The organism is Paenibacillus sp. JJ-223, from assembly GCF_927798175.1.
GTDB classification, from domain to species: Bacteria; Bacillota; Bacilli; order Paenibacillales; family Paenibacillaceae; genus Paenibacillus; species Paenibacillus hubeiensis.
Genome location: NZ_CAKMMP010000017.1, coordinates 49,882 through 70,747 on the forward strand (window position 1 = coordinate 49,882; position 20,866 = coordinate 70,747).

Consider the following 20,866-nt stretch of genomic DNA (forward strand, 5'->3'; position numbering starts at 1 on the left):
TCCGGGCTCGCTGTCCCTTATGGCTATATATTACTCACGGAAGATATCCAGAATAATTCTGAATTATATCCAACTTGTAAACTTCATCATCCATCCGCAGAATGCCAAGGTGTATAATGATCCCTGGAAAGGAATGTCATAAAGATGGGGGGATCCATGTGCTTGAAGATCGGAAGTTATGGAATCAGCGGCAAAAAGAGCTTAAGTCCATGTTGGCGAAGCCCGCACAGTACGAGAATGCGCGGGAATGGTTGCTTTTGCAGCACGGGGCTGTCCATTCGGCTCGAAGCAGAGATGGGGCTGCGTGGTCTTTTGAAGATGAAGTACTGGATCATATGACTGAAAACCGGTTTCGACATGTCCCGGCTTCTGGAGCCAACTCGGTCGCATGGCATATTTATCATTCGACCCGAATCGAAGACATGACCATGAATGTGCTGGTGGCCCAAATGAAGCAGGTTATCGATAGTGACTTGTGGATGCAATCCATGCATTTGAACGTCCGCGATACCGGAAATGGAATGTCGCTTGAACAGCTTGTGCACCTGAGTTCCGTAGTGGATATACCCTCTTTGCGCGCGTACCGAGCTGCTGTCGGCCAAAGGACGCGCGAGATTGTGATGGAATTGTCGGCAGCAGACTTTAGACGAAAAGTGTCTTCTGCACATTTGAGCCAATTGTCGGAAATGGGGGACGTACTGCCAGAAAACAACTGGTTATTGGATTATTGGAGCAATCTGACCGTAGCCGGATTGTTTATGATGCCGGCGACGCGGCATCATTTTGTACATCTCAACAAATCATCAAGGATACGTGAATGAGGAAATGAGGGAATAATGTGGTTGCCCAACCGGATGTATTGAAGCAATATGATATCGGAAGAGTCAAGTCATGCAAACCGTTGAACAAGGGGAATACCTCTTATGCGATGTTGGTGGATACGGAAGCGGGAGCGTTTGTTTTACGTAAATTGAGCAGCGAACAGCAGGCCTGGAAAGAATATATACTAGCGCAGAAGCTTGCGCCGACAAACATTAGTCCGAAAATTCGTTGTGCGAAAAATGGAATGCCGTATGCGACATACCTCGGTGTATATTTTAATATCCAAGAATATAAGGGCCCAGTGAACGAGTCAAGAGCAAAAAAACTGAACTTCCTACAATTGGGGAAGCTTGTCGGCCAGTTTCATCACTTGACTGGGGAAGTGAGATTAGGAGAACAGGAGGATCGTTATGATCTTCTTTTGTTATGGAAGGCTGTGGGCAGGAGATACGGAATTCGTCTGAATCTAACATTCGAATATTGGGCAATCATATGATGCAATGCAAGTCTTATTCCGTTAATAGTGAGACAGTGATCCACGGTGATTTGGGAATATGGAATTTATTATTTACTGAGCGGCATGTTTTCATTATTGATATGGCGGAAGCAAGGATGGGGGATCGCCATTTTGATTTGGCAGCGGTGATTACTTCGAGCATCCCTTTAACCGCTTCAAGAACAGAGATGGAGAAGTCACTCTCTCTTTTCGAACGAGGATACGCGCAGGAGCAAGGGGTGTGGGACAACCGACGTTTATTTGAGCAGTTGCACCTATGGCTGCTGCGCGGAATGCTTGCGCTTGTAATGGATCAGGGGATGAGTGCCCCTAACGTTTCCTACATTGAACGGCAGTTGAACATATTGGAGGAGTATAAATCGCTATTGGTGTGAAAATACCTTGATGAGATTACCAACGCGGAATCATCCGTTAACGAGATACAGCACCAGCCCGCCTATGCCAAAGACCACGGCACCTATATATACATACGTCAGTCGGCTTAAATTTTGCTTGGTTCTGTGATCATATTCGGGATTGCTCTTCTGATTGGCTTTGGAATTTCCGATCATCAGCGTGGCAATTCCACCGAACAGGGCGATGGATACGATCAAAATATAGGGAAGCATCGTCATGGCACAACCTCCATTGAAGAACGTATTCTGCCAAGGCGTGAGGCCTTGATATGATTGTACTCCAGGATGGCATGGGATGTAAGATTCATATCCAAAATATTCAAATATTTGGTATACTAATCATGCGTGTGCCGGGATGGACATGCCAAGAATAGCCATGAACGCCGTGATTATTGTATGATTATCCGATAAGAGCACATTTTTGGGGGAGGACAGATGGAATGAGTACACCATCCGCAACCGGGCACTCTGCGAAACATGCGGACAAACGTTTGTTTTTGGCTTGGGCCGTTTCGGTCATTGCGACAGGAGGCAGCCTGTATTTCAGTGAAATCAAAGGATTTATTCCATGTGATCTATGCTGGTTCCAGCGTATTTTTATGTACCCGCTAACGATTGTGCTGGGCATTGCCTACTTCAAGGACGATTTCAAAATCGGAAGATACGTGCTGCCACTAAGCATTATAGGGGGATGCATTTCCTTGTACCATGTCGTGATCCAGCGTGTGTACTCGGCTACAGGCAGCGCCGTTGCTTGCGGACAAATTCCTTGTTATACCGACTATTTGAACTGGTTCGGATTTATCACGATTCCGCTGCTGGCACTCGTTGCGTTTATGATCATCACCGTGATGCTGTGGGGCATCGGCAAAACATCGAAATCCGCTTAATTCGGGAAAGGACGGATCATGGATGTTCGGACAAGTCAAATGGGTAGTACCTGTTCTCACGATACTAATCGTATTGGTTACGGGGTGTACCGGTTCGGAAAATGCGGCGACGAACGAGATGCCGGAAATGATCAAGGTCCAGTTTGTGGTGCCTGAGAAAGCAACCGTGCAAGAGCCCGTGGCGCTGCAAATTAAACTGACGCAGGGCGGGCAGCCTGTTGAGGCGGCGGATCACGTCCAGTTCCAGGTATGGAACGAGCTTGACGGTGCTCCCGAGCAAGCCTTGATGACTGCGGAGGACCTGAAAGAACTGGGGGCCCTGGATGCTATGGAAGTGGACAAGGGCTTATATGAAATCCAGCATACATTCGAAGAGCCGGGTACGTATATCGTACAGGTTCATGTCACGCATGGCGCCATGCACAGCATGCCGAAGAAAAAGATTATCGTCGAATGACGATGTACAGCGAATAGGACGAAGATTGGGTTTGTGTGCGAGGATGGTTGTATAATTACATTATGAAATTGCAGTGGAAAAGAGGTTGTTATGGCAACAATTCATGACGTTGCGCTCAAGGCAGGGGTTTCCGTAACGACGGTTTCCCGTGTATTGAACAATCGGGGCTATATCAGTCAGAAGACACGCGACAAGGTGTATCAGTGCATGGACGAGTTGAATTACCGTCCGAACGAGATTGCCCGCTCGCTGCTGCGCAAGCAGTCCAACGTCATAGGTTTGATCATTCCAGACGTCTCGCATCCGTTTTTTGGCGAACTCGCAAGCTTTATTGAGTACCATGCCTACCAGAACGGCTTCAAGATTATGTTGTGCAACTCCCACATGGACCCTGCCAAAGAGCGTGAGTACGTGGAAATGCTCAAAGGAAACCGCGTTGACGGCATTATTATGGGAAGCCATACGCTTGAGGTGGACGAGTATATGAATCTTCATTCGCCAATCGTTACCTTTGACCGGCAAATCGGAGCGCATATCCCCTTCATTTCCTCGGATAACTACCAGGGAGGTGTGATGGCTGCCGAACTGCTGATCTCTAAAGGCAGACGGCATTTGGCCCACATTTGCGGCAATCTGGAGCTGCAGATGCTATCCAATCGACGAACGACGGGATTTCTGGATACCTTGAAGGCCCATGGGATCAACCCAACCATGATTCATCAAACCGATCTCAACGTGTTTAGCCAGCAGCAATACACAAAGCTTGTCGAAGAGCTTCTTGTCGGCCATCCGGAGGTCGATGGGCTGTTTTTTACCAGTGACCTGATGGCTATTCATGCATTGAAACAGATCATGCATCATGGGCGAAAAGTTCCTGAGGACATTGCCATCGTGGGTTACGATAATATTCGGGCAGCGGAGTATATCGTCCCGGCGATTACGACAGTAAGGCAGCCGATCGAGAGCATGGCGGAGCTTGCGGTTCAATTGATCCAGCAGCAATTGGCTGAGGAAGAGATAGAAATGGAACATATCCTGCCTGTGACTATGGTAGAACGAGAGACAACCTGAGACGAGGTTGTTTTTCTTTTTTTATTTATGTCAAACGATTGACATGTCAAACCTTTGACACTATAATCGGTTTTGTAAGCGGTTCCTTTTTAATTCAACGAACGGGGGCAAAAGACAGATGAAAACACAGCGGACATGGATGAAGTTATCGGTTTTATCATTAATTATGGTGGTTTTGCTATCAGCTTGCGGTGGTGGGCAGACAGGAACTGAAAGCAACGATGGTGCTTCTTCTGATAGCGATGTCAAAATTACCCTGTTGAATTCCAAAGCTGAAATCAACAGCCAATTGGAGCAGGCTGCAAAGGATTTTCATGCAGATCATCCGGAGATTACGTTGGAAATCGTGCCTGTAGGAAACGGCCAATCCCCTTTTGAGAAGGCTTCGGCACTGTATGCTTCAGGCAACCCGACTACGATGATGATGCTGGACACCGGGGATGTCGAGAAATTCAAGGATCGCGTCCTTGACTTAACGAATGAAACGTGGATGAAGGATGCTGTGGAAAATAGCACGGGAACGACGACATTCGATGGCAAAAATTATGCTTTTCCGTTCTCCATCGAAGGATACGGTTTTATTTACAACCAGAACGTGCTTGATCAGGCGGTAGGCGGAACATTCGATCCGCAAACGATCCAGACAACGGCACAGCTTGATGATCTGTTTCAAAAGATCGCGGCTTCCGGGAAATCGCCGCTGATCATTTCGCCAATGGACTGGTCGCTTGGAGCGCATTATCTCGGACTGGCCTACGGAGGCCAATCGCCGGATCAGGCTCAGGTACAGCAGTTCATCGCCAATCTCAAGGCAGGACAGGTCGATCTTGCTTCGAATGCGGTTTTTAACGGACTTATGGATACGTTTGATTTGATGAAAACCTACAATATTGACAAAGCGTCTCCGCTTTCGGGCACATATGAACGCGGACCCGAAGTTTTAGGGAAAGGCGAAGTGGGCCTCTGGTTCCAAGGAAACTGGGCCTGGCCGCAAATCCACAGCTTTGATACCGCGGATGGAAAATACGGTTTCCTTCCTGTTCCTGTAAGCAACAATCCAGAGGATTTCGGCAACACACAAATTTCCGCAGCCGTGTCCAAGCGCATTTTGATTGATAAAGAGAAGAGCACACCGGCGCAGCAGGACGCCGCCAAGAAGTTCCTTGATTGGATCGTTTATCAGGACAAAGGACAGGATTTTCTGGTCAATCAAGCGAGCGTAATTCCGGCATTCAAAAACATCACCCTTGAACCCAATGATCCGCTGGGCAAGTCGATTAGCGAATACATCAAAGCAGGCAAGATCGAGGAATCCGTCAGTACGCTGCCGGCAGATCATTGGTCCAAATTAGGGGCATCCATGCAGAAGTATTTGGCGGATGTCATTGATCGGGGCGAACTTGCGAAGGAAATCCAGTCCTACTGGACAAACGTGAAATAATCGTAACAGGGAAAAGTTGTGGTGAGACGAGGCTCTTGAACTGCACTGACTCTGACGCATGGCTAAACATACAGCCGTTAAGCCGGAGTGCCCCAGGGAAAGAATGATGATCTAAACCTGTTTGGGCCTCCGGCTGAAAAACGGCATTCAAAACCGGAAGTGGATGGAGGATGACCATGCTGACCGAAAAAGGAATGTGGGCGCGCTTGCGCACACGACTTGTTTTTACGGGACCCACGCTGCTGGCCTTTGCTACTGTGATGATTGTTCCTTTTTTATACGGTATTTATTTGACGTTTACCAACTGGGACGGCATCGCCGTGGAGCAAAGTTTTGTCGGCTGGGCGAATTACGTTGGCGTATCCAAGGATAAGGTGTTCTGGACTTCGTTTGCCATGACGCTGGAATATGTGTTCATCACCGTATTGCTGACCAACGCCGTCGCGTTTTTGCTGGCCTATGCCGTTACTCGGGGAATGCGGGGACAAGGCTGGTTCCGGGCGGGATTTTTCCTTCCAAATCTGGTCGGCGGCATTGTGTTGGGATTCATATGGCAATTTATCTTCAATCAGGTGCTGGTGTTCGCCGGACAAAAGCTGAACATCGCGCTGTTTGGCGCTTCCTGGCTCGCGGACCCTGACAAAGCCTTTTGGGCACTCGTGATTGTTACGGTGTGGCAGTATGCAGGGTACATGATGGTGATCTATATTGCGGGGCTCATGAATGTGCCCAAGGACGTGATGGAAGCAGCGAGCATTGACGGCGCTGGCAGTCGCAGAATGCTAATGCGCATCGTATTGCCGTTGATGGTTCCCTCTTTTATCGTATGTGTGTTTCTTTCCCTTCAACGAGGTTTCATGGTGTACGACCTTAACGTTTCACTGACGAGCGGAGGCCCCTTCAAAAGCACGGAAATGGTTTCGATGCACGTTTATGAACAGGCTTTTCTGGCGCGTGATTACGGGTTGGGCCAGGCGGAGGCATTTGTACTGTTTATACTTGTTGCCACCGTTACGCTGCTTCAGGTCTACTTTAGCAAAAAACTGGAGGTTGAGGCATAATGGCAGGACAATCACGCATCATCTCCTGGAGCAAATTTCTAGTATTAGTGATCGCCGTTGTTCTGTTTGTGTTTCCTTTTTTGCTGCTGATCATCAATTCGTTCAAGGAAAACCAGGTCATTACGTCCGATCCGCTGGGATTGCCGTCCGCCTTTCGATGGGATAACTATGTAAGTGCGTTCACTAAAATGGGTTATGTATCCGCATTCGGGAACTCGCTGCTGATCACGATAACCGCAGTGGTGCTGATTGCCCTGCTCGCGGCAATGACGGCGCATTTCTTCGTTCGGCATAAAAGCCGGCTTAACCAGTACCTTTTTTTTCTGATGGTTTCTGCGATGATTATCCCTTTCCAGGCGATTATGATCCCCTTGGTGAAAATTTACGGTTCGCTTAACCTGCTGGATAACAAATGGTCCCTCATTTACATGTATATCGGTTTTGGCAGCCCGCTGGCGGTTTTCATCTATCACGGTTTCATCAAAAGCATCCCTCTCGAATTGGAAGAGGCGGCGTTAATGGATGGCTGCGGCAGGATTCAAACGTTTTTCAAAATCGTACTGCCGGTGCTTTTACCAACGAGCGTGACGATTACGGTGCTGAATGTGTTATGGATATGGAATGACTTTTTGCTTCCGTCCCTGGTGCTGACTTCATCCGAGCAGCGGACGCTGCCGTTGTCTACGTTTTACTTCTATGGCACCTACACGGTCGATTACGGGCCACTGATGGCTGGTTTGGTGCTGACGCTGCTGCCCGTGCTGCTCGTGTATATGTTTGCCCAAAAGTATATCATTCAAGGAGTAATGCAAGGCTCCATCAAATAACGATGATCTGTTGATACACATAGAGAGACAGGAGTGGAAGGCTAATGAATCAGGAATCATCTGAAAAGAAAGCGTGGGCTGGCCCATTGCAGGCGAACGAACAACCGAGTTACACGCGGGAGAAAGCCGATGGATATATTGCGGACCAGCGCAGCCATATCGACCCAACATACCGGCTCAACTATCATTTGATGCCCGAAGCAGGGTGGATGAACGATCCTAACGGGATGGTCTATTACAACGGGTTCTATCATGTTTTCTATCAGCATTATCCATATTCGCCAGTATGGGGGCCGATGCATTGGGGACATGCCGTAAGTAAGGATCTGGTGAAGTGGTCCTATCTGCCGATTGCGCTCGCTCCGGATCAGACATACGACAGCGGAGGGTGCTTCTCTGGAAGCGCCATTGTGAAGGATGGGAATTTGGTGCTCCTGTATACCGGACATGTCGTAACTGGACCCGACAAAGAGAACGATTATATCCAAACGCAAAATCTGGCTGTATCGGACAATGGCATTGATTTCGTCAAAAGCCCGCTGAACCCGGTCATCCGTGTGGATCAGATTCCGCAGCATACCAGCTCCAAGGATTTCCGGGACCCGAAGGTGTTTATGCGCGATGCCAGCTATTATTGCGTATTGGGCTCGAATGATGGTGCAGGGCAGGGAGTCATTCTGCTGTACCGTTCTGACGATCTCGAGACATGGAGCTATGTGAACGTTTTGGCGCAAAGTGATGGAACGCTTGGGGACAATTGGGAATGTCCCGACCTGTTTTCCCTTGGTGGCAAGGACGTCCTAATCATGTCTCCTCAGCGGATGCCGGCCCAGATGGACAACTATCGGAATTTGCATTCCACAGTATATATGGTTGGTTCCCTCGATGTGGAACGAGGCGTGCTGGACTATGAACAATACCATCCGCTGGATTGCGGGTTTGATTTCTACGCCCCCCAAACGATGGTGGATGAGCAAGGACGCCGGATTATGATGGCTTGGATGGAGACTTGGGAGACGGATATACCCACGCAGCAAGGGCACGGATGGGCTGGAGCAATGACCTTGCCGCGCGAGCTTGTCTTGAAGGGCGATCGATTGCATTTTATGCCCGTCGCGGAGCTTACGCGTTATCGTTCAGAAGGCATGGAGCAGTACCGTGCCTCGCTGGATGGGACATGTGATCCAGGCATGCATGGGAATTGTTACGAACTGCATGCTGTGTTTGAAGCCGGGCAAGCCGAGCAGTTTGGATTAAAGCTGCGCACAGGCCACGGACAGGAAACGGTTATTTCGTATGATGTGGAACGGCAGAGGCTTTCCCTTAATCGGGATCGAGCTGGAAGCGGCCCAGGTGGAGAACGGGCAACGCAGGTTGAATTGCAGCAGGGGCGATTGGAATTGCGAATTTTTGTGGACGTCTCTTCGGTTGAAGTATTTATTCAGGGGGGAGAGCAGGTGATGACGGCGCGCATCTATCCTGGTCAGGATGCCACAGGCATCTCGGCTTTCTCGGTCGGACCCTGCATGCAAATAGAGCTTTGCAAATGGAATCTGGAGTTCAATATCTAAATAGGTATCGCATGTATTCAAAAAACCACCGCTTTCCATAGTTATGGAGACGGTGGTTTTATCGTTGAACAAACGTTACGCTAAAGCGCAGCGGTTTCGCCATGCTTAGATTTAAATCATGCGAGCTTCCTTAAGGAAGTGATGCAGCATTTCCGACTGATATTGGATACGATCCGAACGTTTCAGACTCCAGCACGTTTCAACGGTCACGGAACGTGCCTGAAGGACCAGGTTTGCTGCGGTACGGGCAGACCCCGGCAATTCGTGCTGCTTTAAGTTGAAATGCAGATCACGTCTGGGAATGGTCCGGTTTATTCGCTGAATCGCCCTTCTGCAGGCAGGAATTGCGCTGCTTCCTGGATTGGTGATGAGTGTCTGTCCAAGCACGTTTCGGCTTAATTGGGATAATCCATTCGCTTCATGCAGGTCAAGCCACCAGTCCGGGTGATGTTTCAAAGCAAGCTTGAATAGCGCTGAAGCGAGTGGATGAGTCGCTTTGCCTGATTTTTTTCTCGGAAAGGTGCGATTCAGGTCCGGTTTGCCGCGGATTTTGCGACTGTATGCCTGTTGGTTCACCCGTGGAACGACAATCAACAACCCGCGCCGAATGTAATCGCTTTCCGTATCGCAATCGTTTACCAGTTTCTGCGCGGCCGTCATGCTCGCCGTTTCATTTCCATGAATGCCTGCAGTAATCATCATGACCGGCCCCGGCCTGGCTGCTCTAACCATATAGTAGGGAGTGGCATAGGGGGTAGATGCCGCAAGTCTATGTTTTGTGACCAACATGACGCTTCACCTCCACTACTACAGTACGTCATGTCCCCCATGTTCGAAACGGCAAATGAACAGGCAGGAGCCCAATTTGACCAGATCGGGCTTCCGCCGAACAACGCTTGTGATATAGCTCAGTACACGCGATGGATTATGTCTTCGAAGTCGGGTTCCTTCATCTCGACATCCTCAATCTCTCCCCATTGCTCCAGCTGTTTCAGAATATCCATCGTGCGCCATTCCTTCCGATTGACTTCCACCGTGACAACCCGTTCCTCCACATTGGCGATGTGAATCGAAGCAGGTAACGTATGCGGCCTGCGGAACCCATTGCGATAGGTGACTTGAATCAGCGTAGGCAGGCCAATCGTGTCACGCAGTGCCGGAATGCTGCCGTCATACGTAAGCTGGCCGTGGTTGATGACCATGACACGGCTGCACAGCTGCTCAATATCATCCATATCGTGGGTGGTGAGCAGTATTGTTTTGCCGAATTCTTCATTCAATGTTTTCAGAAACTGACGGATATTTCGTTTGGCGTTGACGTCGAGCCCAATGGTGGGTTCATCGAGAAACAGCAGCTCCGGATCATGCAGCATGGAGGCGGCCAGATCGGCCCGCATGCGTTGTCCGAGTGATAGCTTGCGGACTGGCGTAGCCCAGAAAGATTCCAGATCCAGCAGATCCGCGAACTGGTCCAGCCGCCGTTTTTTGTCGGAAGCACGAACCCCGTACATTTCAGCCAAAATGTCGTATGAATCCTTCACCGGCAGGTCCCACCAGAGCTGGCTGCGCTGACCGAATACAACGCCGAGGCGACGCACGCTTTTGCGGCGCTCGCGATGAGGGTTCATGCCTGCCAGCAAAACTTCCCCCGATGTGGGGTGAAGAATGCCTGTCAGCATTTTGATTGTGGTGGATTTGCCTGCACCGTTGGGCCCGATATACCCTACAAATTCGCCTTGGGCGATCTCAAAGCTGATATCACGCACAGCCTCTTTGGTGCGATACTGTCTTGAAAACAGGGTGCGCAAGCCGGAGAAGCGGCCTTCGCTCACGACTGGCGTTCGAAACTCCTTTTGCAACTGGTTTGCCGTAATCATGTTCATGGCAGATGTCCTCCTTTAACTTCCCGTGCTTTGGTATTTGGTCATGCCGAATTTCCAGAAGCGGAGGCTGGCAGCCAGACAGATTGCGGCAACGGCAGCGACAGCGGCCAATACCCACGCTCCTCCTTGTCCACGCAACAGATAGAGCGAAGGAATGTAATTGACGAAACCGACGGGAATGACCGTCAGCAGGAAGCCTGACATCCATTTGGGATACAACGTCAGCGGGTATTGCGCCGCCGTACGTGCGGCATCCTCGGTAATCGTTTGCAGTTCCTCGATGCGTGTCGTCCAGAATCCAAGGGTGGCGGTCGCCAGACCGATGGAAAACAGGATCACGGCCCCGGTAACGATCATAAGCAAGGATAGCGGGATGGCCGTCCATCCAATCTGTCCGTTTTGCATCATGCCGGCGAGCGACCAGCACAGAATGAAACCGCCCTGCAGCACCTCGCCGGCCATAATGCGAAAGTTTTGCGGAAGCAGCGCCAGGAGAACGGGCATGGGCCGGGTTAACAGCTGGTCTAATTCGCCGCCGACCAGGTATTTTTCCAGGTGATGCACTTCGTTTGCGAAGGAGCGGTAGAGCGTTTTGGACAGCGTCATCATGGCGAACAGATATCCGATTTCATGCAGCGACCAGCCGCGAATGGCACCGAATTTGTGCAGGACAAGGGCGACCATGAGAAATTCGCAGATTTGAATCAGTGCGGCCAGGACAGAAGCGAGGATGAAGTTGAATTTGTACTGCATCCGGCTGCGGATGCTTGCCCGAATGAGCATGGTATATAACGAAAACCAGGATGTCTTTTTCATCCGCCTTGCACCTCCACCTTGCGCCGCAGCAAATGGGTGGCAAGCAGACAGGACCCGGTCATAAGTACGCACCAAAACAAGGTTCCCCAGAGCAGGGAGCCGTTTTCATAGCCCAGATAGATTCGGGTGGGTACATATAACAAATAAGGATAAGGCGACACCCATGCAACACGTTCCAGCCAGTCCGGCAGCCATTCCAGCGGGATGAAAAATCCGGCCAGCAGATTGATCATGGCATGGTTGCCCCATTGCAGCCACGATGATTCGGTCGTCCACAACGCGGTGGCCCCGATCAGGTAATTCATGCAGATCGACAGGTAGGACGCACCGGCGAGAGCCATTGCTGCAGTAAACAGGGTTTCGGCCTGTGAAGGCCATGACAGGGAAAAAACAATGGTGAAGAGCAAGTAGATGGGGATGCTTTTGTACAAAAACTGGTAGGCGATTTGGCCCCATTCCCGAGCCACCAATTGGGTGAACAGGTGAACCGGTCGCATCAGGTCGAGCGCAATCTGCCCTGTCCTGACCGCAGCCGGTATACCGAGGCCTTGAGTCATGAAACCCGAGATCCAGAGGGAAGCTTGCGTAAACGCAATGTAACTGACCATCCCCTGTGTCCCGTATTCCCCGAGTGAATGATCGGCCCCGATCCCGATCCAGAGGCAGGCATACATGTACCCAAACATGGCGCTTGCCAGGTTGTGAACCATGTGGGCCCCGCGGTATTGCAAATTTCGGGCGTAGGCTTTGGAAGCCAACGTAAGATAAAGCATGTGACACCTCCGATAAGTGTATTGAACGGCGTTTCCGTTCACTTCAGTCAAGGCGAAAAAGAGAGAAGGATAACATCATACCAATTTATTCCTTCACGGGCAAGACATTTTTTTAGAAAAATACGGTATTTATGAAGCGCTTCCGCGATGGCCGGCAAGACAGCGGCAGGTCTGTTCTTATATACTGGAAGGGTATGGCCGTAATCGTTTACACCATGAATGATTAACCCCCCAAAAAAACAAGCCGGGCATGTCTATTGGAGAAAAAATGCAGGATCACCAATCCGGCAAGAGAGAAGGATGTCATGAAGAAAATTGCATGGGTCACCGACAGCACAAGCACGCTCGAACCCGCTTTCGCACGGCAAAACCACGTGTATATTGTGCCGCTGCGCATCGTATTTGGAGAAGAATGTTTCCGCGAGACGGAGGAACTATCGCCGGAGCAGTTTTACGAAAAGCTCGCCGGAGCTTCCCGGGCTAGCACGTCACAGCCGCCCATAGGCGAATTCGTTGCCTTATATGAATCGCTGAAGGGGGAGTATGACGAAATCATCGCCATACATTGCTCAACCGGCCTTAGCGGAACGCTGAACACATCGATGCAAGCGGCGGAAATTGCGGAAGTGGAGGTGACTGCAATTGACTCCATGGCAGGGGCGTACCCTCTTCGGGAAATGATTTTGGCCGGACTGGAATTGCAGAAAAAAGGCTGCACCGCCTCCGAGATCAAATCGCACATCGAAGGCATGATCGAACAAATGTCTTTTTATATCATTCCGGCCAGCCTGCAACAGCTTCATCGAAGCGGAAGGGTATCCGGAACGCAATTGCTCCTCAGCCAGCTGCTCAAGATTCATCTGCTGCTGCGCTTTGAGGAAGGCAAAGTGGTGGTCAACGATAAAATCCGTACGTTCAAACGCGCCAAGCAGCGCATTCTGGACGTGCTCAAACTGGATATGGAGAAAATAAAGCATGTTTGCATCATGCATGCCGATAATCACGAGGAAGCACTGTCCATCAAACAGCAGATCGCGTCCCTTCTGCCCAAACTGAAAACCGAGATCATGCCGTTCATCTCCGTTGTAGGCATCCATGCAGGTGCGGGAACCATCGGCATGTGCTGGATTCGCAGCGAAAAGGCATAGTGCATAAAGATTAACGATATGAAGTATCCGATTTAAACCCGGTGAATCGCTTCCCGACAAGCGTGCCCCGGGTTTTTGCATCTTTATTCTGGAGAGCAGAATCGATATGCTGATGTTGTGATGCAGCCGTTCATTGCCAATTTTCGCAAACTGTGCGGTAATTAGAGAAAACGTTTGTTGGGGGGATTTTGTGCCGGCTTATCGATTGCTGCTAGTAGAGGATGATCGCTCGATTAGCGAGATGGTGGGACCTTATTTGGAAAATGAGGGCTATGAGGTGCACTATGCATATGACGGACTGGAGGCGGAGAAGTTGTTTATGGATCGGCAGAAGGATTTCGATCTGGTCATTCTTGACCTCATGCTGCCGCATCAAAACGGGATGGATGTTCTTCAGGCCATCCGCGCCGTTAGTTTGGTACCCGTGTTGATTTTATCTGCCAAGGATGGAGACGTGGACAAGGCGCTTGGTTTGGGATTCGGCGCTGACGATTATGTGGCGAAGCCGTTTTCGCTTATCGAATTGACTGCCCGGATCAAAGCGGCGATTCGCCGGGCCAACTATGCCGGAGCACAGGCGCCGGCCGCAACCGAAAAATCAAAATCGGAACGTATTTCCATTGGCGGGCTTGTCATTGATCTGGAAACGTATGAAGTAGAACGCGACGGCATACCTGTAAAGCTGACATCCAAGGAATTCGGCATTTTGAAACTGCTCGCTGCCCATCCGGGCAAAGTGTATACAAAGGCGCAAATCTACGCTTCGGTGTGGGAGGACATGTACTATGGCGATGAAAATATCATCAATGTGCACATGCGCCGTTTGCGGGAGAAGGTAGAGGCCGACCCGTCTGAGCCCCAATATATTAAAACGCTGTGGGGCATCGGATACAAACTGGAGGTGGGGCAGGGGTGATCTGGGTGGTATGCGGCTTCAGCACCGTTCTGGTTCTGGTCGTTGCGATCTTGGCGACCAAACTTCATCAACGATCTCGGCAGTTAACCTACATCCACGACAAAGTGGCATCCATTCTTAACGAAGGCAGTTACGAGAGGGTGCTGCTGTTCAGCAGCGACCCTCAGATCAGGCAAATTCTGACCGACGTCAACTTGCTGCTGGACCACGCACACCGGACAGGCGCGCGTTATGCCAATCAGGAAAAGGAAATACGCCATATGCTCTCCAACATTTCGCATGATTTGAAAACGCCTCTTACCGTTGTGCTCGGTTACAGCGAAACGCTGCTTCACCGTACGGAGCTTACCGAAGCCGAACGGGCGGCGATGACCGCCAAGCTGCATGACAAAACGCAAGAGGTGCTGCGCCTGATTCTTTCCTTTTTTAACCTGGCCAAGCTGGAGTCGGGGGATGTGGAGTTAACTATGGACCGGGTCAATGCCAGCGAGCTGTGCCGATTGAAGGTGCTTTCGTTTTACGAGTTGTTGACAAACTTGGAAATGCAGGTCGAGCTGTCCATTCCCGATGAGGACGTGTTCGTCAGAGCCAACGAAGAGGCCCTTGAACGTGTGCTCGATAATCTCGTGACCAATGCCATGAAATACGGGGCAGACGGTAAAGTGCTTGGTCTGTCGGTCGATAAGCAGGAAAACGGAACGGTCGTTATCAGCGTCCGCGATCAGGGAAGGGGCATTCCCGAACGGGAGCACGATCACGTATTTGAGCGAATGTACACGCTGGAAGATTCCCGAAACCGGCTCTATCAGGGAAGCGGTCTCGGCTTGACCATCACCAAACGGCTTGTGGAGCGCATGGGCGGAAGCATCGGTTTGCACAGCGTTCCGCATGAGGAAACCGTATTTTCCGTTTGCTTGCAGGGCGGTTAGATGCCCCGCGGGGTTTTTGTTAGGGAGATATGATGCCGAGCTTAAGATTTTTGTAAGTTTCGAGTAATAGAAATGACGGTTTCTCTCTTTATAATACAGATATAACGACCCGCCGGGGACTGTACCAAAGGAGAATGCGAGAACGATGACATATATTGCGCGCACGATTAGCGTGACCAAAGCTTATGAAGGATCAGAGGCCGTATCCAATGTCAGCCTGAATATCAAACAGGGCGAAATTTACGGGCTGCTGGGTCCGAACGGGGCAGGCAAAACAACACTGATGAAAATGTTGACCAATCTCGTGAAACCGACGGGCGGCGAAATCGAACTGTTCGGGGAAAAGTTGACCCCATCTTCGTATGAAGTTCTCAAACGTATGGGCAGCATCATCGAATATCCTGTTTTCTACGACAAGCTTTCCGCAAGGGAAAACCTGGAGCTGCATTGCGAATACATGGGATTTCACAACAAACAGGTTATTGGCAGCATGATGGAGACGGTGGGCCTGAAAGATACGGGTAATAAGCCGGTCCGGGATTTCTCGCTGGGCATGAAACAACGGCTAGGCATAGCGAGAGCGCTGATCACCACACCTGAACTCCTTATTCTGGACGAACCGATCAACGGTCTTGATCCGATCGGCATCAAGGAACTGCGCGAGTTGTTCAAGATGCTTCGTTCGGAATACCGGATTACGCTGATCATCTCCAGCCACATCCTCGGCGAGATCGAACAGATGGCAGACACGGTCGGCGTCATTCGACGCGGGCGGCTGATCGAGGAAGTGTCGATGGAGGAAATTCGCACCACGCATGGGGAGTACATTGAATTGCAGGTCGTCGATGCCAGCAGGGCGGCTTACGTGATGGAACACGAGTTGAAGCTGAACAATTACAAGCTGTTGAATGAGCGCACTTTGCGCGTGTACGATCCGGGCCTGTCCCCGGCAGACCTGACAACAAGGTTAGTCCGGCATGACGTGGCGATTGAATCGGTCTTCAAACGGGCACACTCTTTGGAGGAGCACTTCATCAACTTGGTAAAGGGGGATGATGACGTTGCTTAAATTGATTTCACTGGAATGGCGCAAACATCGGTTCTCCCGGAACTTTATGTACGCAGCTATTGCGAATTCGATCATTCTCGCTTTTTTAATCATGATTGGAATTGTGGATTGGGGAGCAGAAGACTACGCGTTTTCAACGCATGCTGTTTCCTTCATCCTAATTGATACGTTTTCGAGGGCAGTGTATATCGTTTTTGCGGGGGCTTTGCTGTCCAGGATGATCATCAGTGAATACAAAAATAAAACGATGAGCGTGATGTTTACTTATCCGATTAAACGCCATAAGCTGATTGCCGCCAAATTGATCATCGTTTTTGCCTTCACGTTTGCCATGATCCTGTTTACCGACCTGCTGATGGGGGCTGCCTTGATGACGGTCAATCATTATTATCCATTTATCGGCGACTCGGTAACTATGGAAGAGATCGGTCTGCTGTTGGTAAAATACACAATCAGTTCGCTTTCGGCCGCGGCAATGGCCCTCATTCCTTTATTTTTCGGCATGCGCAAACATTCGGCGACATCGACGATCGTTGCTTCCGTCCTGCTTGTTTTCGTCGTGTGCTCGGGCGTTAACGGTCCTTCCGTATCCATCAATACGATCATCGTGATTCCTGTTGCGCTTGGCCTCGTTGGGCTGTGGATTGCTTCGATGTCCATGCATCGCCTGGAGATGAAGGACGTGCATTGAAATCCGGGGAAACCCCTTCTCCAGCGGGCTTCTGAGGCCATTGACATCCGCTCTTACAAGGGATAGGATAAGGTCAACTGAACCACGAAGGAGAATGCGACTATCATGACAATTCCAAAAACATTGACTATTGCCGGCTCGGATACGAGCGGCGGTGCAGGAATACAAGCTGATTTAAAAACATTCCAGGAGCTTGGCGTTTACGGCATGACCGTGCTGACGACGGTTGTAGCTATGGAACCCGAGACATGGGATCACCAGGTTTTCCCGGTGGAGCTGAATGTGGTGGAAGCGCAGCTTCGCACGGTCCTGGACGGCATCGGCTTTGATGCCATGAAAACGGGCATGCTCGGTTCCGTCGATATTATCGAGCTCGTGGCCAAACACGTTCGCCGCAGCGGTTTGCCGCAGATCGTCATTGATCCTGTTATGGTGTGCAAAGGCACGGATGAAGTGCTGCAACCCGAAAATACGGAAGCCATGATCGAATTTTTGCTGCCTGGCGCCGATCTGGTGACGCCGAACCTGTTCGAAGCTTCGCAATTGGCCAAGAGTGGTCCGATCCGTTCCAAAGAGAAAATGGAGGAGGCTGCCGCCGCCATTCACGATCACGGAGCAAAGCACGTCCTGATTAAGGACAGAGGCGTGATCAATCCGGGAAAAGCGATGGACCTTCTTTATGACGGTAAAAACTACGAATGGTTTGAAGCCGATGTCGTGGGCTCCGGTTATACGCATGGCGCGGGCTGCACCACTTCTGCGGCAATAACCGCAGGCCTGGCACGCGGATTGTCCGTGAAGGACGCCGTTCGCGAAGGAAAAGCCTTCGTAACCAAAGCGATTGCCGGAGGATTCCCGCTGAATCGTTTTGTCGGCCCGACGTTGCATATGGCGCACCGTTTGGATAAACAGAACGGATAGACGCCGTAATTAGAAGCAAACCTGAGAAAAAGGGATCGAATGTGGTGGTTGTCAATGGGCAGGCAGGCTCGTTGACAACCTTTTTTTGTGCGGAGCCTTGGTTAAATTAGTAACTTCTTACATGTATTATTCGTATACATCATTATACCTTCCTTCATTGGAGAGGACACATGAACGACACATGGACTCGTTATGTTAATGAAAGAAAGATAAAAGGAGAGTCGGTCATGGTCAGAACAGTGCTTCTGGTGGAAGACGAGAGCCGCATTCGCGAGATTGTGGCCGATTATTTCATAAAAGAACAATGGAACGTGATCGAAGCGGAGAACGGAGTTGAAGCTTCGGAATTGTTTGAACTTCACCAGGTGGACCTTGTCATTCTCGACGTACTGATGCCGGAAATGGACGGTTGGACGTTATGCGGGCATATTCGTTCCAAATCGACCGTACCTATTATCATGCTGACGGCAAAGTCAGAGGATGATGACAAAATTCATGGCTTCCATCTTGGCGTGGACGATTATGTGACTAAACCTTTTAGCCCACGCGTGCTGGTCGCACGGGCAGAGACGCTAATGAAACGGGTGGAAGGCGCGCTCAGCAGGGAGCAGGGCGTCATTCGTTTCGGCGAAGCCGTGTTGGACCCATGGGCAAGAAGGCTGGAGAAGAACGGGGCGGAGATCGAGCTTGCGCCCAAAGAATATGAATTGCTGCTCTACATGGCACGCAATCAAGGCATCGTGTTATCCCGTGACGCCATATTGAATCGGGTATGGGGATTCGATTTCGACGGCGATTCCCGGGTGGTGGATACCCATATCAAGAAGCTGCGCAGCAAGCTTGGGGACGAAGCGAGATGCATCCGGACCGTCATCGGCACCGGATACCGGTTCGAGGCGGAGGTATGAGACGCAACGGCATTACGATCAAGCTGTTTCTGATCATGGCGGGCTTTCTTATTCTTTTATACGGAACGACGATGGTTGCCCAACTGGCCTGGTTTCCCGATTTTTATCAGCATCAGAAGATCAGCAGCGTCAAGAAAAAACTCGCCAACTTCGAACGCCAATATGCAGCGGGCGGATGGAGCGACATGCAGCTGGCAAAGGAAACGGGGAGATTCATGCGACAAAGCCAGTCGCATCTCGTCATCCTGACAAAGACCGGCAAACTGGTAAACGATCCTTTTCACGTTACCCTGCAACTGGAAGACGGGAGCAAGATCAAAGTATCTTTGTCGTTGTTCATCAACAGCGAAAATGCCGGATGGATTGCCACGCACCTGAGATTCGGGAAGCCGTTGACCGTGACGGGTCCGGCGAGTGCCGCCCAGGACGATACGATGGTCTATCCTTTCAAGATCAGGGATGACAGTTCCACCGTGTGGGGGATTGAGGATTTTCAGGAATTGGGGGAGCCCGTTCAAGATTGGAAAGGCGTCATTACGGAAGTGGTTCTTCCGAATCTGTCCACCTGGAGCCAGCGGCAGGGTTTGCTGGTGCAGGCACTGGACAGCCGCTTTCCTTTGTCGACGGAAGATCAGCTCAGCCTGGCAGATGGGAAAATGATCAGTGAGGAATGGACCGACAGCTGGAGCGGCGTGCGCAATGTTATCACCATCGCTGCCGTGCACAGCAGCAACGGTTCCCCAAACCAATTGTTGTTTTCGTTGACCTCTTTGCAGGAAATGAGAGAGGCCGGCGAAGCAACGCAGTTGTTCTATGCCTATTTCGGAATTGCAGCCGTCGTGTTGATTGTGTTCCTGTCCCTGTTATTATCCCGGATTGTTACGAAACCGCTGCTTTCGCTGAACCATGTGGCCAAAAAAATGTCCACGCTGGATTTCACCGTACGGTCGCCCATCCGGCGCAACGATGAAATCGGCAGCCTGTCCGATAGTCTGAACGCGTTGTCGACAACGCTGGACCAGACGCTTAAGGAACTGCGGCAGGCCAACAGCCAAATGCGATCAGACATGGAAATGAAGCAGCGTATCGAAAAGCGGCAGCGGGAATTTTTCGCCGATGCGTCCCATGAGCTCAAAACGCCGCTTAGCATCATCAAAGGATATTCTGAAGGCCTTAAGGATGGTGTGAGCGAAAGCAAAAAAGAACGCTACATCGAAATCATCGCCGATGAGGCCGCCAAGATGGAGACGATGGTGGAAGAGATGCTTGATCTCGTTCGGCTGGAATCGCAAGCGATCAAGTTAACGATGGGAGCGGTCGACCTTGTGGACATGGTTGAAGATATTGCCGGGCGGCTTGGCCCGCAGCTGAAAGAAAAACATTTGGACGTGGTGCTGGCTGCCACAACGGAACAGACGGTGGAAGGGGATCGAGGCAAACTGGAGCAAGTCATATACAACATGTTAATGAACGCGATCCGCCATGCCGTGCCGAAAACCGATATTATGATTGAAATCAACAGGCTTGAAGGCCGGGTGCGCATTTCCATCGAGAACAAAGGAGAAAGCATTTCGGAAGCCGATCGCCAATATATTTGGGAGAGGTTCTACCGCGTGGAGCGCTCCCGCAATCGCAAAATGGGCGGGACCGGTCTGGGTCTGGCCATTGCGAAGCAAATTCTTGACCTGCACGGATGCAGCTACGGCGTGGAAAACACGCCTGATGGAGTTCGTTTTTATATTATTTTTCCTAATGATTAG

23 protein-coding genes are annotated in these 20,866 nt (G+C 50.6%); 18 read left to right on the forward strand and 5 right to left on the reverse strand.

The window, feature by feature from the left end:
* Positions 1 to 158 precede the first annotated feature (158 nt).
* The 3 genes from L6H98_RS25340 to L6H98_RS25350 are packed head-to-tail and all read left to right on the forward strand — an operon-like array spanning position 159 to position 1,713.
* Positions 159 to 821 (forward strand): DinB family protein, encoded by a 663-nt coding sequence (locus L6H98_RS25340; protein WP_236420467.1) that lies wholly within the window; start codon positions 159 to 161, stop codon positions 819 to 821.
* Positions 822 to 838: 17 nt separating this feature from the next.
* Positions 839 to 1,318, forward strand: coding sequence for a hypothetical protein (locus L6H98_RS25345; RefSeq protein WP_236420468.1), 480 nt, complete (start codon positions 839 to 841; stop codon positions 1,316 to 1,318).
* Complete coding sequence (locus L6H98_RS25350) at positions 1,318 to 1,713, forward strand: phosphotransferase (RefSeq protein WP_236420582.1); 396 nt, start codon at positions 1,318 to 1,320, stop codon at positions 1,711 to 1,713. The genes L6H98_RS25345 and L6H98_RS25350 overlap by 1 nt, the downstream gene beginning before the upstream one ends.
* Positions 1,714 to 1,743: 30 nt before the next feature.
* On the opposite strand, the gene L6H98_RS25355 is transcribed toward L6H98_RS25350, so the two are convergent.
* Complete coding sequence (locus tag L6H98_RS25355) at positions 1,744 to 1,953, reverse strand: hypothetical protein (protein WP_236420469.1); 210 nt, start codon at positions 1,951 to 1,953, stop codon at positions 1,744 to 1,746.
* Positions 1,954 to 2,174: 221 nt separating this feature from the next.
* Between L6H98_RS25355 and L6H98_RS25360 the strand changes: the two genes are divergently transcribed.
* From L6H98_RS25360 to L6H98_RS25390, 7 genes are all read left to right on the forward strand, one after another.
* Positions 2,175 to 2,624 (forward strand): disulfide oxidoreductase, encoded by a 450-nt coding sequence (locus tag L6H98_RS25360; protein WP_236420470.1) that lies wholly within the window; start codon positions 2,175 to 2,177, stop codon positions 2,622 to 2,624.
* Positions 2,625 to 2,646: 22 nt separating this feature from the next.
* The gene (locus L6H98_RS25365; RefSeq protein ID WP_236420471.1) at positions 2,647 to 3,081 is read left to right on the forward strand and encodes a FixH family protein; all 435 of its coding nucleotides are present in this window, start codon (positions 2,647 to 2,649) and stop codon (positions 3,079 to 3,081) included.
* A gap of 90 nt (positions 3,082 to 3,171) precedes the next feature.
* Complete coding sequence (locus tag L6H98_RS25370; RefSeq protein WP_236420472.1) at positions 3,172 to 4,152, forward strand: LacI family DNA-binding transcriptional regulator; 981 nt, start codon at positions 3,172 to 3,174, stop codon at positions 4,150 to 4,152.
* A gap of 118 nt (positions 4,153 to 4,270) precedes the next feature.
* Positions 4,271 to 5,593, forward strand: coding sequence for an ABC transporter substrate-binding protein (locus L6H98_RS25375; protein WP_236420473.1), 1,323 nt, complete (start codon positions 4,271 to 4,273; stop codon positions 5,591 to 5,593).
* Between the two features lie 176 nt (positions 5,594 to 5,769).
* On the forward strand, positions 5,770 to 6,654 hold the full coding sequence (locus L6H98_RS25380) for a sugar ABC transporter permease (RefSeq protein WP_236420474.1): 885 nt from the start codon (positions 5,770 to 5,772) through the stop codon (positions 6,652 to 6,654).
* A complete protein-coding gene (locus L6H98_RS25385) occupies positions 6,654 to 7,481 on the forward strand; it encodes a carbohydrate ABC transporter permease (RefSeq protein WP_236420475.1) in 828 nt (275 codons plus the stop codon). Before L6H98_RS25380 ends, L6H98_RS25385 begins: the two co-directional genes overlap by 1 nt.
* 44 nt (positions 7,482 to 7,525) lie before the next feature.
* Positions 7,526 to 9,052 carry a glycoside hydrolase family 32 protein gene (locus L6H98_RS25390; RefSeq protein WP_236420476.1) on the forward strand — a complete coding sequence of 509 codons (1,527 nt, stop codon included), beginning with the start codon at positions 7,526 to 7,528 and terminating at the stop codon, positions 9,050 to 9,052.
* Positions 9,053 to 9,163: 111 nt separating this feature from the next.
* On the opposite strand, the gene L6H98_RS25395 is transcribed toward L6H98_RS25390, so the two are convergent.
* The 4 genes from L6H98_RS25395 to L6H98_RS25410 form a co-directional block, all read right to left on the reverse strand.
* Complete coding sequence (locus tag L6H98_RS25395; protein ID WP_236420477.1) at positions 9,164 to 9,841, reverse strand: succinylglutamate desuccinylase/aspartoacylase family protein; 678 nt, start codon at positions 9,839 to 9,841, stop codon at positions 9,164 to 9,166.
* Positions 9,842 to 9,960: 119 nt separating this feature from the next.
* Complete coding sequence (locus L6H98_RS25400; protein ID WP_236420583.1) at positions 9,961 to 10,929, reverse strand: ATP-binding cassette domain-containing protein; 969 nt, start codon at positions 10,927 to 10,929, stop codon at positions 9,961 to 9,963.
* A gap of 21 nt (positions 10,930 to 10,950) precedes the next feature.
* Entirely contained in the window at positions 10,951 to 11,751 is an 801-nt protein-coding gene (locus L6H98_RS25405) for an ABC-2 family transporter protein (protein ID WP_236420478.1), read from the reverse strand.
* Positions 11,748 to 12,524 (reverse strand): ABC-2 family transporter protein, encoded by a 777-nt coding sequence (locus L6H98_RS25410; RefSeq protein WP_236420479.1) that lies wholly within the window; start codon positions 12,522 to 12,524, stop codon positions 11,748 to 11,750. Before L6H98_RS25410 ends, L6H98_RS25405 begins: the two co-directional genes overlap by 4 nt.
* A 305-nt stretch (positions 12,525 to 12,829) precedes the next feature.
* On the opposite strand from L6H98_RS25410, the gene L6H98_RS25415 reads away from it, so the two are divergent.
* The 8 genes from L6H98_RS25415 to L6H98_RS25450 all read left to right on the forward strand — a co-directional run bounded on the left by L6H98_RS25415 (position 12,830) and on the right by L6H98_RS25450 (position 20,866).
* A complete protein-coding gene (locus L6H98_RS25415) occupies positions 12,830 to 13,672 on the forward strand; it encodes a DegV family protein (RefSeq protein WP_236420480.1) in 843 nt (280 codons plus the stop codon).
* A gap of 190 nt (positions 13,673 to 13,862) precedes the next feature.
* Positions 13,863 to 14,588 carry a response regulator transcription factor gene (locus L6H98_RS25420; RefSeq protein ID WP_290371492.1) on the forward strand — a complete coding sequence of 242 codons (726 nt, stop codon included), beginning with the start codon at positions 13,863 to 13,865 and terminating at the stop codon, positions 14,586 to 14,588.
* Positions 14,585 to 15,517, forward strand: coding sequence for a sensor histidine kinase (locus tag L6H98_RS25425; RefSeq protein WP_236420481.1), 933 nt, complete (start codon positions 14,585 to 14,587; stop codon positions 15,515 to 15,517). Before L6H98_RS25420 ends, L6H98_RS25425 begins: the two co-directional genes overlap by 4 nt.
* Positions 15,518 to 15,662: 145 nt before the next feature.
* On the forward strand, positions 15,663 to 16,586 hold the full coding sequence (locus L6H98_RS25430; RefSeq protein ID WP_236420482.1) for an ABC transporter ATP-binding protein: 924 nt from the start codon (positions 15,663 to 15,665) through the stop codon (positions 16,584 to 16,586).
* Positions 16,579 to 17,277, forward strand: coding sequence for an ABC transporter permease (locus L6H98_RS25435; protein WP_236420483.1), 699 nt, complete (start codon positions 16,579 to 16,581; stop codon positions 17,275 to 17,277). The genes L6H98_RS25430 and L6H98_RS25435 overlap by 8 nt, the downstream gene beginning before the upstream one ends.
* A 105-nt stretch (positions 17,278 to 17,382) precedes the next feature.
* Positions 17,383 to 18,198 carry a bifunctional hydroxymethylpyrimidine kinase/phosphomethylpyrimidine kinase gene (gene thiD, locus L6H98_RS25440; protein WP_236420484.1) on the forward strand — a complete coding sequence of 272 codons (816 nt, stop codon included), beginning with the start codon at positions 17,383 to 17,385 and terminating at the stop codon, positions 18,196 to 18,198.
* Between the two features lie 227 nt (positions 18,199 to 18,425).
* On the forward strand, positions 18,426 to 19,106 hold the full coding sequence (locus L6H98_RS25445) for a response regulator transcription factor (RefSeq protein WP_236420485.1): 681 nt from the start codon (positions 18,426 to 18,428) through the stop codon (positions 19,104 to 19,106).
* Entirely contained in the window at positions 19,103 to 20,866 is a 1,764-nt protein-coding gene (locus L6H98_RS25450) for a HAMP domain-containing sensor histidine kinase (RefSeq protein ID WP_236420486.1), read from the forward strand. The genes L6H98_RS25445 and L6H98_RS25450 overlap by 4 nt, the downstream gene beginning before the upstream one ends.